Here is a 14,300-nt window from a genome sequence, read left to right on the forward strand (position 1 = left end):
AAAATAAAAAGGGGAAAATTCCCCCTTTTTATTTCTATTCAAAGTTCATTAACTCAAATGGTAGTTCAAATTGAGTTTGCTTGAATGATATTCCGTTTAGATTTTTGGGGGCTACTACAGTAACACTTCCATTTGAAATAGGAATAAAAACCGCTTCTTCATGAACAATCGTCAAAATATCAGCGTACAAAGCTTTTCTAGTTTGCTCATCTGTAGATATCATAACTTGCTCAATTTTATTGTATAGTTCATCTGCTTCATCAATGCCTTTTGTGGTGTGTAAATAAGAAACCTCAGATGTAAAAGCAGCAATTGTACTCTGTGGATCATACGCTAGACCCCAAGTTTGATTGAATAATAAATCATAGTCACCAGTCGATCTTCTATTAGCGATTGAAGTTGACTCTTCACCAATAATCTCCAGTTGAAAGCCAACCTCTTTTAATGATGCTTGAATAAATTCAGCCTGTGTTTTTTGAGAAGAAGAGTTGCTATCATAATAGAGTTTCATAACTAATTTTTTACCATCTTTAATTCGAACTTCTTCACCATTTTCTAACTTCCAGCCATTTTGTTCTAGAATCTCCTTGGCTTTTTCTATATCATAGTCTCGCTTCTTTAAGTCGACATCTGCATAATTCACATTAGAAGAGAACAGTGTATGGGCGACTGATTCTGTGCCATTAAAAATATCTTTACTAATGGTATCTCTATCAATCGAGTACCAAATAGCTTCACGAACAGCTTTTTCACTTATTGGATTATCAGCTTTACTGCTATTAGCTACAATCATTTTAGTATTCATTGGTTCACTTCTTACAAGTTGGTATTCTCCGGAATCTACCAATTGATTCATCGCTTCAACATTGAGACTATCTGCGCCACGATCATCTGTAAATACAAAGTTGACTTCTCCTTTTTGTAAAGCTAATAATGTCGTTTCCCCAACCGGAAGTACTTTGGAGGTAATCTTCTTAATTTTAGGTGGTCCATTCCAGTAGTCTTCATTGGCTGTAAAAATGGCGAATTCATCGATTTTATGTTCGGTAAGCTTATATGGGCCGGTACCATTAAAACCACTTACGCCATCTTTAGTTTCCCCGTCTTTAAAATCTTTAGGTGATACGAATACATACGGTCGGGTCATAGACAATTCAACTAAAGTTGGATAGTATGTATCGGACAGTACTAATTCAACAGTATGCTCATCTACTACATTCACACTTTCTATCTTTGTAGATAACTTAATCCAGGCATGTTTTTCTGCATTGTTCTGTACAGCTTCAATATTTTTCTTCACTGCCTCTGCATTAAACGGCTCACCATCATGAAATTTCACACCTTTTCTTAAAAAGAACGTGTAGACTTTTCCATCTTCTGAAACTTCCCACGACTCAGCAAGTAAAGGCTTAATTCCATCTTCAGTGTTCTCAACTAATGATTCATATACCATCCCTTGTGCTGGCATGGAACCTGCGTAAAGATGAGGGTTCATATCATTGATGTCTTTAGTTGATGCATAAATTAACTCGTTTTCACTTTTAACTGCGCCATCTTCCTTTTTTTCACTATTAGAGTTTTCTGCAGAACAGGCAATTAAAATAGATATAACCAAAAATATCAGACTCATTAACTTACATTTTTTAATGAACAATCGACTTCTCTCCTTTTAGTCTTAAACGTAATTTGAATTGACTTTTCAAGTCATGATCAAAACTTTGTACTTCAAATGCATCAGATAACAACTCGTTTTTATGAGATTCAGTAACCTCTTCAATTATGTTCATTTATAATCAGTTAAAAAGCAGGCTAAAACTAAAAAGAATGCCCGTGCAAAGAAAAGAAGTGGCCATTTGTTTTGAAATAAGTTGCAATGCACTTGTCGCTCTCATACCCGCCTATGATTATCACATCATCTTCTTCAATTTCATCCCATGAATGGATCTGACTATTATGAAGACAATACTCAGCACCCTCAAAAGGACAGTCATTTGGGGTTTGGTACTCTCCTGTTGCCCAAATTAAGCAGTCAGCAGACACAGGCTCTCCTCCAACGATGACAATTTTATGATTCATTAATATACACCTTTGCAGCCATATTTTTTATTTTTATCTATACAACGGTGGTTTTTTTGCTCCTAATCAGCCTCTCAAAACTGTAATGGTTATTTTCTTTAGCCAATTAGCCCCCTCAAATCGTAATTATTACGTTTTAATAACGATACAATATTCATGTTGTGAAAAGTTTTTCGTTAAATATTATTTATTTAGCTATTGTTGAGATTATGCATGCGCATGATTTAACTCTGCAAGATGAGAAGAAGGACCTTTACTTGCACTTGATTTTATCTGGGCGTCCAATAGATCAGCTCTAAATATGTTCTAGCTTTGTTTTATGACGAGATACTCGTTCTTTGTGTGTGCCCTTTACGAATTAATTCTTCCATAGTCATTCTTTGTGCGAAGATTTCTGTTAGTGATTTATTTTTAATCAATTCCGTCATCATGGAAGCCGATGCCATACTAATGCTGCAGCCTTGACCAAGAAAGGAGGCATTCTCCACTGTTAAACCTTTCATTTCTAAAAATAGAGTCATCACATCTCCGCAAGTCGGATTTTTATAATGGGTTTTATTGATCTGCTTTCCTTCAAGTTCATAAAAGTTTCGCTTGTTTTTATAATGATCCATAATGACTCTTCGATATAAATTGTCAAGCATTTTTTCAAGCCTCCCCATCTGTGAAGGAACACAGGGCTAATAAGCAATCCAGTTCTTATATTATGGTTGTAATTCGTTTTTATGGAGGTTCTTCCCGATAAACACTAAGTCACTAACTCTCACTTCATTCTTTTTCCATACTCAGTGTAAATTCCCTAAAAAGAGCATGTGAAGACCTTAAAAAACAAACCTATGCAGATGACGCCAACCTCTTATATAGATAACTCCTCCATTGATTGACTTTCACTAAACCTAATGATTTTACTTACCGAAAAGCAATTTCTCTAAAAAACTTGTTATAATCCAAGTAAACTGTTAAATTATAGTTAATATTATAAATCGTAATCATTACGCTTTGCAAGGGGGATTTTTCTTCATTTTCCCCTTATTCCTATAGGAGGTCTTATTTATGATTCTTTCCCATGCATCCATTCAAAAGAAGATAGCTGAAAACAAACTAATAATTCACCCCATTACTCAAACTCAATTTCAGCCGGCTTCTCTTGATTTGCGTCTTGGAAACCATTTTTTAGCTATTGATGAAACATCTGTTCCATACCTTTCGTTAGAACATGCTGCTGAATACAAAGAGTTTGTGGAGGAAAAATTTATTATTCCTCCACATGGGTTTGTCCTTGGCACAACCCTTGAATGGATCAAGCTTCCTAACAACTTAACCGCTTTTGTCGAAGGACGAAGTTCAATTGGAAGGTTAGGGTTATTTATCCAGAACGCAGGGTGGGTAGATCCAGGATTTGAAGGACGCATTACACTGGAACTGTACAATGCAAATTCAGTACCGATCGAAGTTCAAGCTGGCAGACGAATTTGTCAGCTAGTTTTTGCCAATCTTGATCAAGCAGGTCCTGCTTATTCCGGCAAATACAATGGACAGGAACGAGCCTCACAAAGTCGCATTTATCTGGATGAAGAATGCAAACATTCTCTACCAGCTTCTGATAAATATTATGGCAGCGAAAAATAGATAAATGTTATTAAACATAAAAAGGAAGCATCTAAAATCTAAACTGCATGGTCATTACCATTAATCTTCTTGTGGAATAAAAAGCATGGACCGAGCTCTACCTCATGCTTTTTATTCATCCCCAATAAGAATTTTATTTTGCCTTTTCTTTTCGTAACACATCGATATTGAGCCTTTCCTGCTTTCAAATAAAGAATCGAATATTTCCTTCGTCAAATTCTTACCGATAAATACAAACATCGATTTTCTTTTAAAACCCTAAAAAAAGCCGCTTAAAGGCGACTATAGTTTTTAAAATGGACATTCCTATTCACTTTACAACATCTATAATCTCCACAGGTCCATGATCATCACAATGACCGTTATGAACATGATGTAATCTCCCATTAACAAGATAATCCATATGATCACCATGTGGTACCATCTCATGTCCACAATCCTCATCATGATTACAACCGCATGTAGTTGGTCGACAATCTTCAGGATTAACCTCATTAACAGGAATCTTACATTCACCCCAATGCCCTTCTTGTTCATGATGAAGATGACCATTATGAACATAATCAATGTGATCATTATGACGGATTTTTGTATGACCACAAGAAATACTATGACGATGACTGTGATTCTCTACTTCATTGGACTGTTTCATTGTTATTTCCCCCTCCTAGCCGTATTCTTGTTTTAAGTATTTCCTAAAAAAAGAAAACTACCCGTGAGGATGGATATTTTACTTTTTACCGTGCCAATAAATCCTGGCTTGGTAAGTTCACTAGTTCCATCAAACAGTGGAAATAAACAATGGCCATGCCTATATAGAGCTGAATCACTTTCCCATTGTTTCCTCGCTTATATCTCTTATTTTCTGTCTGTACTGGATGTAACAATACGAGATAACAGAGGAATCCAAAATTCATGTCTTTTCTCCTTTAAATAAAAAACATCCGTTCGCTTGTTTTAATTATAAGCGAACGGATGTTAAACTCCCATATTTAGACAACTTCATTATTCATTAATAATAAAGTCATGTGATTAAAAACTGATTACTCAACCGTAACAGATTTCGCTAAGTTACGTGGCTTATCTACATCGCAATCGCGGTGTAGAGCTGCGTAGTATGAAATTAATTGTAACGGAATAACCGCTACAAGTGGTGCTAACGTTTCGTGCACTTCAGGAAGAACATAACGATCTTCTTCCGTCTCTAAGCCCTTCATGGAAATAATGCAAGGGTTAGCGCCACGTGCTGCTACTTCCTTAACGTTACCACGAATGCTTAAGTTCACATGCTCTTGTGTTGCTAATGCGATAACTGGTGTATTGTTCTCAATTAAAGCAATCGTACCGTGCTTCAGTTCTCCACCTGCAAAGCCCTCTGCTTGGATATAAGAGATTTCTTTTAGCTTTAACGCTCCCTCTAGTCCAACATAGAAGTCTAATGAACGGCCGATAAAGAAGCAGTTACGTGTTGTCGCTAAAAATTCGCGTGCAATCTTCTCCATCTCTTCTTTATCATCACAAAGCACTTCCATTGCGTTCGCAGCAATCGCTAATTCCTGCACTAAATCAAACTCTAAGCTTACACCTTTTGCTTTCGCTGTCACAGCCGCTAAAATGGACAATACCGCTAATTGAGCTGTATATGCTTTTGTAGAAGCAACCGCAATTTCTGGACCTGCATGCAGCAATAACGTGTAATCCGCTTCACGAGAAAGGGTAGAGCCTGGTACGTTCGTAATCGTTAATGCTTTATAGCCTAATTCTTTTACTTGTACAAGTACCGCACGGCTGTCTGCTGTCTCACCGCTTTGTGAAATAAAGATAAATAACGGCTTTTCCGATAATAACGGCATATTGTAAGAAAACTCACTCGCTACATGAACTTCTACCGGAATTTTTGCCCATTGTTCAATGAATTGTTTTCCGACTAATCCTGCATGGTAGCTGGTACCACAAGCAATGACGTAAATACGGTCCGCTTCTTTCATCGCTGAAAGAATATCTTGGTCAATCGTCAACTCATTTTGCTCATTTTGATATGCTTGGATAATTTTACGGATAACAAGCGGTTGTTCATCCGTTTCCTTCAGCATGTAGTGAGCATACGTACCTTTTTCAATATCACTAGCATCCAATTCAGCTGTATAAGGGGCACGTTCAACAACTTGACCGTCCAATTTTTTAATTGTAACGTTTTCTTTTGTCACGATTACAATTTCTTTATCCATTAACTCTACATACTGGTTCGTTACTTGAAGCATCGCCATGGCATCGCTGGCAACAACATTAAAGTCATCTCCTAAGCCAACAAGTAATGGACTCTTATTTTTTGCTACATAAACTGTATCCTTGTCTTCATTATCTAAAAGGGCAATTGCATAGGAACCGTGAAGTAAGCTGATTGCTTTTTTGAAAGTCTCTTCTACGGACAACCCTTCCTGTGCAATCTTCTCGATTAATTGAACAATTACTTCTGTATCCGTATCACTTTTAAACTCGACTCCTTGAAGGTAGTCGCGCTTTAAAATAGCATAGTTCTCAATTACTCCGTTATGAACAAGTGTAAAACGACCTGTTGTGCTTTGATGTGGATGGGCATTCAATTGACTTGGGACACCGTGTGTAGCCCAACGGGTATGACCAATCCCTGTTGTTGCGACAACAGATTCATCTACAATCGCACGTAACTCTGCAATGCGTCCTTTTTCTTTAAATACATGAATTCCTTGCTCGTTGGCAATCGCAATACCGGCAGAGTCATATCCACGGTACTCTAACTTTTCTAATCCGCGCAATAAAATTTCTTTTGAATCATTACTTCCGATATAACCTACAATTCCGCACATAAACTAGTTCCTCCTTGACATAAGACCCTTATAATCAAGTCATTTCCTTACCTTTGTCCAAAAGGTCACCCTTTTGCTTTTAGCAAGGAATTACACGGCTGTGACTATTCCAACCGGGAGGCATCCGCCGAGATCTCGATAAACCTCCTCCTCGTCAACTAAGCACTTGCGTCCCTTTGCTTAGTTCAGGCGCTTTATATAAAACAAACTTATCTTTCCCTCCTTTAACAAATATTAAGAGACGAACAAACCTAATATTACAATACGTGCTGATAAACCGTCAATTTATTTTGATTCAAGATGAAAAAGACACCTCATGCATTTAGCCGCTTTTACTAAAAAAAACATAAAATAGTCTCCCATATAAAAAATATGCATGCACTGTTTATTTGGTTACAGTGCATGCATATTCACGAATCCCCATCATTCTGCTGTATCTTGCTGAATAACTTGAGGGTTTATCTCGTTTTTACTCTAAGCCCATTTCTGCTTGGACCACGTCCGCAATACGCTTTACATAGCCCGCACATTCACTGTCTGTCGGAGCCTCTACCATCACACGTACTAACGGTTCTGTTCCAGAAGGACGAACAAGCACACGGCCATTTCCAGCCATTTCTTTTTCTACCTCACCAATAACCGCCATCACTTTTTCATTTTCGGTCACTTTATATTTATCTGTGACTTTCACATTTTGAAGCAATTGAGGGTACTTTTTCATTTCCCCAGCTAATTCTGACAATGGCTTTTTCGTTGCCTTCATAATGTTAACCAATTGGATCGCAGAAAGCATACCGTCTCCTGTCGTATTATAATCTAAGAAGATAATATGACCAGATTGTTCTCCCCCTAAGTTATAGCCTTTCGCTTTCATTTCTTCTACAACATAGCGGTCACCAACGGCTGTTTGAGCACTTTGGATGCCATGCGCCTCAAGCGCTTTATAAAAGCCTAAGTTACTCATGACCGTTGATACAAGTGTGTTATGCTTTAATTGTCCTTGTGCGCTTAAATATTTAGCGCAAATGTACATAATTTGGTCTCCATCGACGATTTCACCGTTTTCATCAATGGCAATCAATCGATCTCCGTCTCCATCAAAAGCAAGACCGATATCGGCTCCTTTTTCTTTTAAGAAAGAAGCTAATGCCTCAGGGTGTGTAGAACCTACACCATCATTGATATTTAATCCATTCGGTGAAGCCCCCATCGTCGAAATATCCGCTTCTAAATCAGCAAATAAGTGGGCTGCTAATGACGAAGTTGCACCATGTGCACAGTCTAAAGCTACATGAATGCCAGAGAAATCTTCATCAACCGTCTGCTTCAAATATTGCAAGTACTTTTGACCACCTTCAAAGTAATCGTTGACCTGCCCCAATTGTTTCCCCGTTGGACGCGGCAGTTCATCTTGTGGATTATCTAAAAGGTTTTCAATCTCCAACTCTTGTTCATCTGACAACTTAAAACCATCTGGACCAAAAAATTTAATTCCATTATCTTGAACAGGATTGTGAGAAGCAGAAATCATAACACCTGCTTGAGCTCCCAGCGCTTTTGTTAAATAAGAGACACCTGGAGTAGAAATCACACCTAAACGCATTACTTCCGCACCAATGGAAAGCAAACCTGCTACTAAAGCACCTTCCAACATATGCCCTGAAATCCTTGTGTCACGTCCGATCAAAACTTTAGGCCTTTCTTCATTCTTTGTTAATACATATCCTCCAAAACGTCCGATCTTAAATGCTAATTCCGGTGTAAGCTCACTATTTGCTACACCACGCACTCCGTCTGTTCCGAAATATTTACCCATACTTGTTTCGCTCCTTCATTACAATCTGTGATGGCTATTAACCTTGTAGTTGTATGTTACTTATCGTTTGATCATCATAACTCTTCTCATTTTTATCAACTGGATTATCAGGAACATCCTGCTGACTAGCAGGCTCGCTCTCTGTGTCATTATTATCTGGATTTTCGGTAATTTTTACTTTTGATTGTTTTAACGCCAGCTCATACGTAACAGTTTGTGGGACTTTGACCACAACCGGAACATCATGTTCACCTGCAGACAAATTAGCCACATCGATGGAAAGTTCAATATCTCCTGGCTGAATGTCCGCAATAACAGAGGAAGGGCCCTCGATTTCTATATTCATATCCCCTGTTTTAGGATTTAACACTTGATATGCAAACGAGGACGATTTACCTGTCAAGGAAAGAGGAATTCCCTCAAATAAACGCTTTTCGGACTCTGTCGCTTCCGTTTGCCCTTCTTGTTCCACTTCTACTTGTATGGCTACTTTTTCAGGAGATACCCCATTCACCCCTTTAGGGACGGGAACATCTACCCAAATGCTTTTAGACTTGGACACTTTGCTCAAATCAACTTCTATATCATCAATTACCTTTAGTGCATCCAGTTTATCCTTGGACCCATATACAGTCACTTCACTAGGTGATAACGTGATATCTTTAATATCGACTCCCTCTGGTAATGAACCCACTGTTTTAATCTTTAAAGGGACTTTTTTGCTCGGGCTAACGACCGGAATCTTAATACTGACCGTTTCAGGTTGAATGGCTACATCCACTTTATTCGATTGTTTATCAAGCGCTGTTAATTTCACTTGTTTTTCAATGGTTTCATAAGCCTCATCTATCGTCACGATCGCTTTGACAAAGGCAACCCTCTCCACTTCACTTTTGGCACCAACAATCTTGACAGCACTTGGGTTAGCCGTCGCTTCCTCAGTTATATAACCTTCACGAATACTTGAGATGGCTACATCTACTTCGACAGAAACGGTCTTCGAGATTTTCTCTTCCATGACAACAGTCAATGTTTCTGGGTCTATTTTCACATCTAGTTTGTCAGAGATATCCCGATGCTTCAACTTCACTTCATGAGTGCCTAACTGCATATTCGTTAAGTCCACATAAATCTCAAAATCCCGCTGAAGTTTCGTCGGCTGCAAAATGCTTTTCGGACCATTTAAAATGACATCTACAGTACTAGGAATCCCTTTAATCGTCGTATTTTCACTATCGTAGTAAACATTTACGGGTACATCCTCAAGGATTTCTGTCTCATAATTCACTGCAGATCCCCCGCTAGATGCATTTTTAGCAATTTCCGGGTCTAAGTTGACAGACATATAAAGCAATAACGCTAATAATAAAGCCATAATTTTTACAAACCAATGGTTGTTCATAAGCTTATCCATTCTTCTTCTCCCTCCATTGCCAGCGAGTTGAAGAAGCTGCTTTCGAACTGCTTATTAATTCAGTGGTTAACATTTCTTTCAGCATATCCTGCGTTAGTTCTCGATGCAGTTCTCCGTTTTTGGTCATCGAAACATTGCCTGTCTCCTCTGAAACAACAATGGTTAAACTATCTGTTACTTCACTAATCCCAACAGCAGCCCGATGTCGAGTCCCTAGTTCTTTCGAGATGAAAGGACTTTCTGACAACGGAAGATAACAGGCGGCAGCGGCCACTTGATTTCGCTGTAAAATCACTGCTCCATCGTGAAGCGGGGTATTAGGAATAAAGATATTAATAAGTAATTCAGAAGAAATCTTGGCATGCAAAGGGATCCCTGTTTCAATATAGTCGCCCATACCTGTTTCTCTCTCAATAGAAATTAAGGCCCCAATACGGCGTTTAGCCATGTAATCAGTCGCCTTGACAATTGCTTCTACCGTATAAGTCGTCTCGTCTTCTTCGGGTATATTGCTTCTTGAGAACAACTTCCCTCTTCCCAATTGTTCAAGAGCTCTTCGCAACTCTGGCTGAAAAATAATAACAATGGCTAAAAATCCCCATTCCAAAGCTTGATTCATGAGCCATTCTAAAGTTGTCAGCCCTAAAAAACTGCTTAAGAACCGAACCATAACAATGACGATAATTCCTTTAAGCAATTGGACAGCCTTTGTCCCTCTTATGACCATTATTAGTTTATATATAACAAACCAAACAAGGAGAACATCGATTGCTTTTCCTACATACGTGAAGATCGGTAGCTCTCCAATCGGCATTATCTCACTTCCTCTAATATGTAATAAAAAGATATTCACTCATGTAACTTTAATAGTATACCATAAAATCCTCTATTTTTTCCTTTTCAAACCCTATAAGATCCCCATCATTTCTCAACAAATTCCGCCTTTAATAAACAAAGCGGTCCCTTAAAAGGGCCGCTTTGTTCATCATCATTTCTCTTCCTGAAAAACGTCTAGCGCATTGGACATATTGGACTTAATTCCATACCATAACCATTCAAATAACTCGTCTAGTTCCTGTATTTCGCCCGTTACTTGGCCTGCAGACGCTAAATATTGATCGCCATTAATGACGGTCACATTTCCGTTTACTTTCCCTTCAATTTTAATATCCCCATTCCGCACGACAATGTCACCTTCTATCGTTTTACCTTTTGGTACGACAACCGTTTCTTCCTGAATCATAAGTCCACTATGCTTCGAAACAGAGAAATCTTGGCTGTTCGTCCAAGATGACATAAGACTACCAAACATTAAAATCATAAACACAGACGCAGCGGTCATAAAAGGGTGCAGCCTAAACCACCGATTCACTTTCGCTCGTCTATGTTCTTTTGGAAGAGCCGCCATTACATTCATTGTGAAATTGGCTGGTGCTTCAATATGTGAAGTGCTTTGCACGAACGCTATGGCTTTTTTCAATTCTCGAAAATGTTGTTGGCATTCTTCACACGAATGAAGATGTTCCTTTAATGTTTCTTCGTGATCTTTTGACATATCGCCATCTAGATAATCGTGCATCAAATCAATATAAGATTCACATTTCATTCGTTCTCACCTCTTATAGATGACTTAGCTTATTTCTCAAAGCTTCCCGCCCTCTATGGATTCTTGTTTTGACAGTACCAATCGGTAAATCTAAAATATCACTAATTTCCTTTAAGGAAAGCTCGTCAACATACTTCAATACAATGACAGATCGATATTTATCTGGAAGTTTCAAAATTTCTTGCTGTATGTATTCTTGTAATTCCAGCTTCTCTAACTGGTCTTCAGGAAGCTTTTCATTAGCTGGAATTTGGGAATACATATTCAGTCCATCTGTTCCATTGATTTCCGCGTCTAAATAATAATCCGGCTTCTTCTTTCGGATACGATCTATACAAAGATTTGTCGCAATGCGATAAAGCCAGGTTGAAAATTTCTTCGATGAGTCATAGCTATGGATATTTACATATGCGCGAATAAACGCTTCTTGTGCAGAATCTTCTGCTTCATGAGCATTTCCGAGCATTCGGTAGCACAGTTGATACACTTTGTCCTTGTAATATTCAATGACTTCGGCAAAGGCATCTTGGTCTCCCTTTTTCACTTGTTTAATTTTTTTGCTGATTAACAAATCCATTAATTTTTTACCTCCGCCCATTGCGGGATACTATACATACGCATTATTTCTTAAAAAGTTTCGTCTAAAAAGAAAAAAAGTGAGAACACTGAGTTTAAGGATTGAAAAATTAGGTTACTTATTTACTACATTCTGTTCAGTAACGGACTGATTTCAAATGAGGCTTCGTTTCGCATATTTTCTGTTAGCCTTTCTTAACGACATTCACAAGGCATTCAAAGATGGAAGAACCGAATTAAAAGAGGTGAGAATTGCATGTATGGTGAAAAAGCATTACTGCACGAAATTGAACAATGCAGGTTATTAATGGTGAATCTGGCCACTCAAACTTCTCTTTCTTCTCACCATGTTATTGAAGTCAGTACGAAGCTGGATCATTTATTAAATGAGTACGACAAATGGAAAAAACAGTAACGATTTAGTTACTGTTTTTTCATATAAATCTATTTTAAACATGTTAATTATAAGAGTAAACCATTAATTGGCGATAAAGCATTTACTCGATTACAGTAGCTTCTCTCCCAATAGTGACCCCATCAAAGCAACAGCAACTGTTGCCGTTTTGTTTCGCTCATCCAAAATAGGATTTACCTCTACAAATTCTGCGGATGTAACCAGATTAGACTCTTCAAGCATCTCCATAGCAAGATGGCTTTCACGATAACTAATTCCACCAATCACCGGTGTGCCGACTCCAGGCGCATCATGAGGATCCAAACCATCTAAATCTAATGAAAGATGAACACCATCTGTACGTTCTTTTAAATAGTTAATCGTTTCTTCCATTACTGTTGTCATGCCTAATCGGTCAATTTCATGCATTGTATATACTTTAATACCCAGTTCCTTAATTAAGGATCTCTCTCCTTCATCTAACGAACGAGCACCGATAATCACAATATTTTCTGGTTTTACTTTCGGGCTATACCCTCCAATATTAGTTAAAACAGGATGTCCAAGTCCTAAGCTTGCTGCTAACGGCATGCCATGTATATTGCCTGAAGGAGACGTTTCAGCTGTATTTAAATCCCCATGAGCATCATACCAGATAACCCCTAAATTTTCATAATGCTTAGACACACCAGCTAAAGTCCCAATCGCAATACTATGATCCCCACCAAGCACAAGCGGAAATCGGTTCGCTTGAATGACTTCATCTACTTTTTCTGCCAATCTCGTGTTTCCATCTGCCACAGCCTTCAAATTTTTTAAATTTGTGTCATGATCTGTATGTACTTTTTCCCTCGGTTCAATGTTAATATCTCCTTCATCATGAATTTGATAACCAAGGTTTTCGATTCTTTCAGTGACCCCCGCATAGCGAATTGCGCTCGGTCCCATATCTACCCCTCTTCTAGTTTGTCCAAGATCCATCGGCACCCCAATAATAGAAATCGCTTTCATATGTATATGTTCCTCCCCTTTGTCTTTTCTATATTGTATCTTATAAATTATAGATGGCTCAACTCAACATATTTTTGAATATATATACAATTTCAACAATAGAAAAAAGCACAAAAAAACCTTTAAGTACAATAATACTTAAAGGTTTGAATTATTATATGTAAGTGATTGGTGGAGCCTAGCGGGATCGAACCGCTGACCTCCTGCGTGCAAGGCAGGCGCTCTCCCAGCTGAGCTAAGGCCCCATCTGAAATTCTCTGGAGCGGAAGACGGGATTCGAACCCGCGACCCCCACCTTGGCAAGGTGGTGTTCTACCACTGAACTACTTCCGCAATATGAGCCATGAAGGACTCGAACCTTCGACCCTCTGATTAAAAGTCAGATGCTCTACCGACTGAGCTAATGGCTCTTTGGCTGGGCTAGCTGGATTCGAACCAACGCATGACGGAGTCAAAGTCCGTTGCCTTACCGCTTGGCTATAGCCCAATGAAAATGGTGGAGGGGGACGGATTCGAACCGCCGAACCCGGAGGGAGCGGATTTACAGTCCGCCGCGTTTAGCCACTTCGCTACCCCTCCACATATTTTATTTCAAGTGGTGCCGGCGAGAGGACTTGAACCCCCAACCTACTGATTACAAGTCAGTTGCTCTACCAATTGAGCTACACCGGCATTTAGTAAATGGTGGAGGATGACGGGATCGAACCGCCGACCCCCTGCTTGTAAGGCAGGTGCTCTCCCAGCTGAGCTAATCCTCCGTAATATGGTGACCCGTACGGGATTCGAACCCGTGTTACCGCCGTGAAAGGGCGGTGTCTTAACCGCTTGACCAACGGGCCAAAAAATATCGATTCTTAAGCTCCCAACCGGGCTCGAACCGGTGACCTCTTCCTTACCATGGAAGTGCTCTACCTACTGAGCTATGGAAGCAA

Annotated in this window: 14 protein-coding genes and 9 tRNA genes; 2 read left to right on the forward strand and 21 right to left on the reverse strand. The window is 38.9% G+C overall.

The features are described 5' to 3' along the window. Positions 1–34: 34 nt before the first annotated feature. From cntA to sufU, 3 genes are all read right to left on the reverse strand, one after another. Positions 35–1,630, reverse strand: coding sequence for a staphylopine-dependent metal ABC transporter substrate-binding lipoprotein (gene cntA / locus ACXAEO_RS00220; protein ID WP_474876872.1), 1,596 nt, complete (start codon positions 1,628–1,630; stop codon positions 35–37). A 185-nt stretch (positions 1,631–1,815) separates the two neighbouring features. Next, positions 1,816–2,076 carry an NAD(P)-binding domain-containing protein gene (locus tag ACXAEO_RS00225; protein ID WP_474876690.1) on the reverse strand — a complete coding sequence of 87 codons (261 nt, stop codon included), beginning with the start codon at positions 2,074–2,076 and terminating at the stop codon, positions 1,816–1,818. Positions 2,077–2,393: 317 nt separating this feature from the next. Then, positions 2,394–2,720: a Fe-S cluster assembly sulfur transfer protein SufU gene (gene sufU, locus ACXAEO_RS00230; RefSeq protein ID WP_474876692.1), complete on the reverse strand. Its 327-nt coding sequence runs from the start codon at positions 2,718–2,720 to the stop codon at positions 2,394–2,396. A gap of 409 nt (positions 2,721–3,129) precedes the next feature. Here sufU and dcd point away from each other — a divergent pair, with 409 nt between their 5' ends. Next, complete coding sequence (gene dcd / locus ACXAEO_RS00235; RefSeq protein WP_474876694.1) at positions 3,130–3,705, forward strand: dCTP deaminase; 576 nt, start codon at positions 3,130–3,132, stop codon at positions 3,703–3,705. 310 nt (positions 3,706–4,015) lie between these two features. Here the strand turns inward: dcd and ACXAEO_RS00240 are convergent, their stop codons facing one another. The 8 genes from ACXAEO_RS00240 to sigW form a co-directional block, all read right to left on the reverse strand. Further along, the gene (locus tag ACXAEO_RS00240) at positions 4,016–4,357 is read right to left on the reverse strand and encodes a hypothetical protein (RefSeq protein WP_474876696.1); all 342 of its coding nucleotides are present in this window, start codon (positions 4,355–4,357) and stop codon (positions 4,016–4,018) included. An 85-nt stretch (positions 4,358–4,442) separates the two neighbouring features. Further along, the gene (locus tag ACXAEO_RS00245) at positions 4,443–4,622 is read right to left on the reverse strand and encodes a hypothetical protein (RefSeq protein ID WP_474876698.1); all 180 of its coding nucleotides are present in this window, start codon (positions 4,620–4,622) and stop codon (positions 4,443–4,445) included. 126 nt (positions 4,623–4,748) lie between these two features. Next, entirely contained in the window at positions 4,749–6,551 is a 1,803-nt protein-coding gene (gene glmS / locus ACXAEO_RS00250; protein ID WP_474876700.1) for a glutamine--fructose-6-phosphate transaminase (isomerizing), read from the reverse strand. Between the two features lie 469 nt (positions 6,552–7,020). After that, complete coding sequence (gene glmM, locus ACXAEO_RS00255; protein WP_474876702.1) at positions 7,021–8,367, reverse strand: phosphoglucosamine mutase; 1,347 nt, start codon at positions 8,365–8,367, stop codon at positions 7,021–7,023. A gap of 37 nt (positions 8,368–8,404) precedes the next feature. Continuing rightward, complete coding sequence (locus ACXAEO_RS00260; protein WP_474876704.1) at positions 8,405–9,781, reverse strand: CdaR family protein; 1,377 nt, start codon at positions 9,779–9,781, stop codon at positions 8,405–8,407. Continuing rightward, positions 9,774–10,595 (reverse strand): diadenylate cyclase CdaA, encoded by an 822-nt coding sequence (cdaA, locus tag ACXAEO_RS00265; protein ID WP_474876706.1) that lies wholly within the window; start codon positions 10,593–10,595, stop codon positions 9,774–9,776. Before cdaA ends, ACXAEO_RS00260 begins: the two co-directional genes overlap by 8 nt. 174 nt (positions 10,596–10,769) lie before the next feature. After that, positions 10,770–11,387 carry an anti-sigma factor family protein gene (locus ACXAEO_RS00270; RefSeq protein ID WP_474876708.1) on the reverse strand — a complete coding sequence of 206 codons (618 nt, stop codon included), beginning with the start codon at positions 11,385–11,387 and terminating at the stop codon, positions 10,770–10,772. Positions 11,388–11,400: 13 nt separating this feature from the next. Continuing rightward, positions 11,401–11,964, reverse strand: coding sequence for an RNA polymerase sigma factor SigW (sigW, locus tag ACXAEO_RS00275; protein ID WP_474876710.1), 564 nt, complete (start codon positions 11,962–11,964; stop codon positions 11,401–11,403). Positions 11,965–12,219: 255 nt separating this feature from the next. On the opposite strand from sigW, the gene ACXAEO_RS00280 reads away from it, so the two are divergent. After that, positions 12,220–12,378, forward strand: a complete 159-nt coding sequence (locus ACXAEO_RS00280) for an aspartyl-phosphate phosphatase Spo0E family protein (protein WP_474876713.1) — start codon at positions 12,220–12,222, stop codon at positions 12,376–12,378. A gap of 90 nt (positions 12,379–12,468) precedes the next feature. Here the strand turns inward: ACXAEO_RS00280 and rocF are convergent, their stop codons facing one another. The 10 genes from rocF to ACXAEO_RS00330 form a co-directional block, all read right to left on the reverse strand. Then, on the reverse strand, positions 12,469–13,368 hold the full coding sequence (gene rocF / locus ACXAEO_RS00285; RefSeq protein ID WP_474876715.1) for an arginase: 900 nt from the start codon (positions 13,366–13,368) through the stop codon (positions 12,469–12,471). A gap of 169 nt (positions 13,369–13,537) precedes the next feature. Then, a tRNA-Ala gene (locus ACXAEO_RS00290) sits at positions 13,538–13,613 on the reverse strand. Positions 13,614–13,626: 13 nt separating this feature from the next. Continuing rightward, positions 13,627–13,701 (reverse strand) — tRNA-Gly (locus ACXAEO_RS00295). A gap of 4 nt (positions 13,702–13,705) precedes the next feature. Then, a tRNA-Lys gene (locus tag ACXAEO_RS00300) sits at positions 13,706–13,778 on the reverse strand. Positions 13,779–13,780: 2 nt separating this feature from the next. Further along, positions 13,781–13,855: transfer RNA gene (locus ACXAEO_RS00305), tRNA-Gln, on the reverse strand. Between the two features lie 7 nt (positions 13,856–13,862). Further along, a tRNA-Tyr gene (locus ACXAEO_RS00310) sits at positions 13,863–13,947 on the reverse strand. A 17-nt stretch (positions 13,948–13,964) separates the two neighbouring features. Continuing rightward, a tRNA-Thr gene (locus tag ACXAEO_RS00315) sits at positions 13,965–14,040 on the reverse strand. Between the two features lie 10 nt (positions 14,041–14,050). Next, positions 14,051–14,126 (reverse strand) — tRNA-Val (locus ACXAEO_RS00320). 6 nt (positions 14,127–14,132) lie between these two features. Next, positions 14,133–14,207: transfer RNA gene (locus ACXAEO_RS00325), tRNA-Glu, on the reverse strand. Positions 14,208–14,225: 18 nt separating this feature from the next. After that, positions 14,226–14,298 (reverse strand) — tRNA-Thr (locus ACXAEO_RS00330). Positions 14,299–14,300 lie beyond the last annotated feature (2 nt).

It is taken from the genome of Bacillus sp. ABA4_010, from assembly GCF_056159105.1.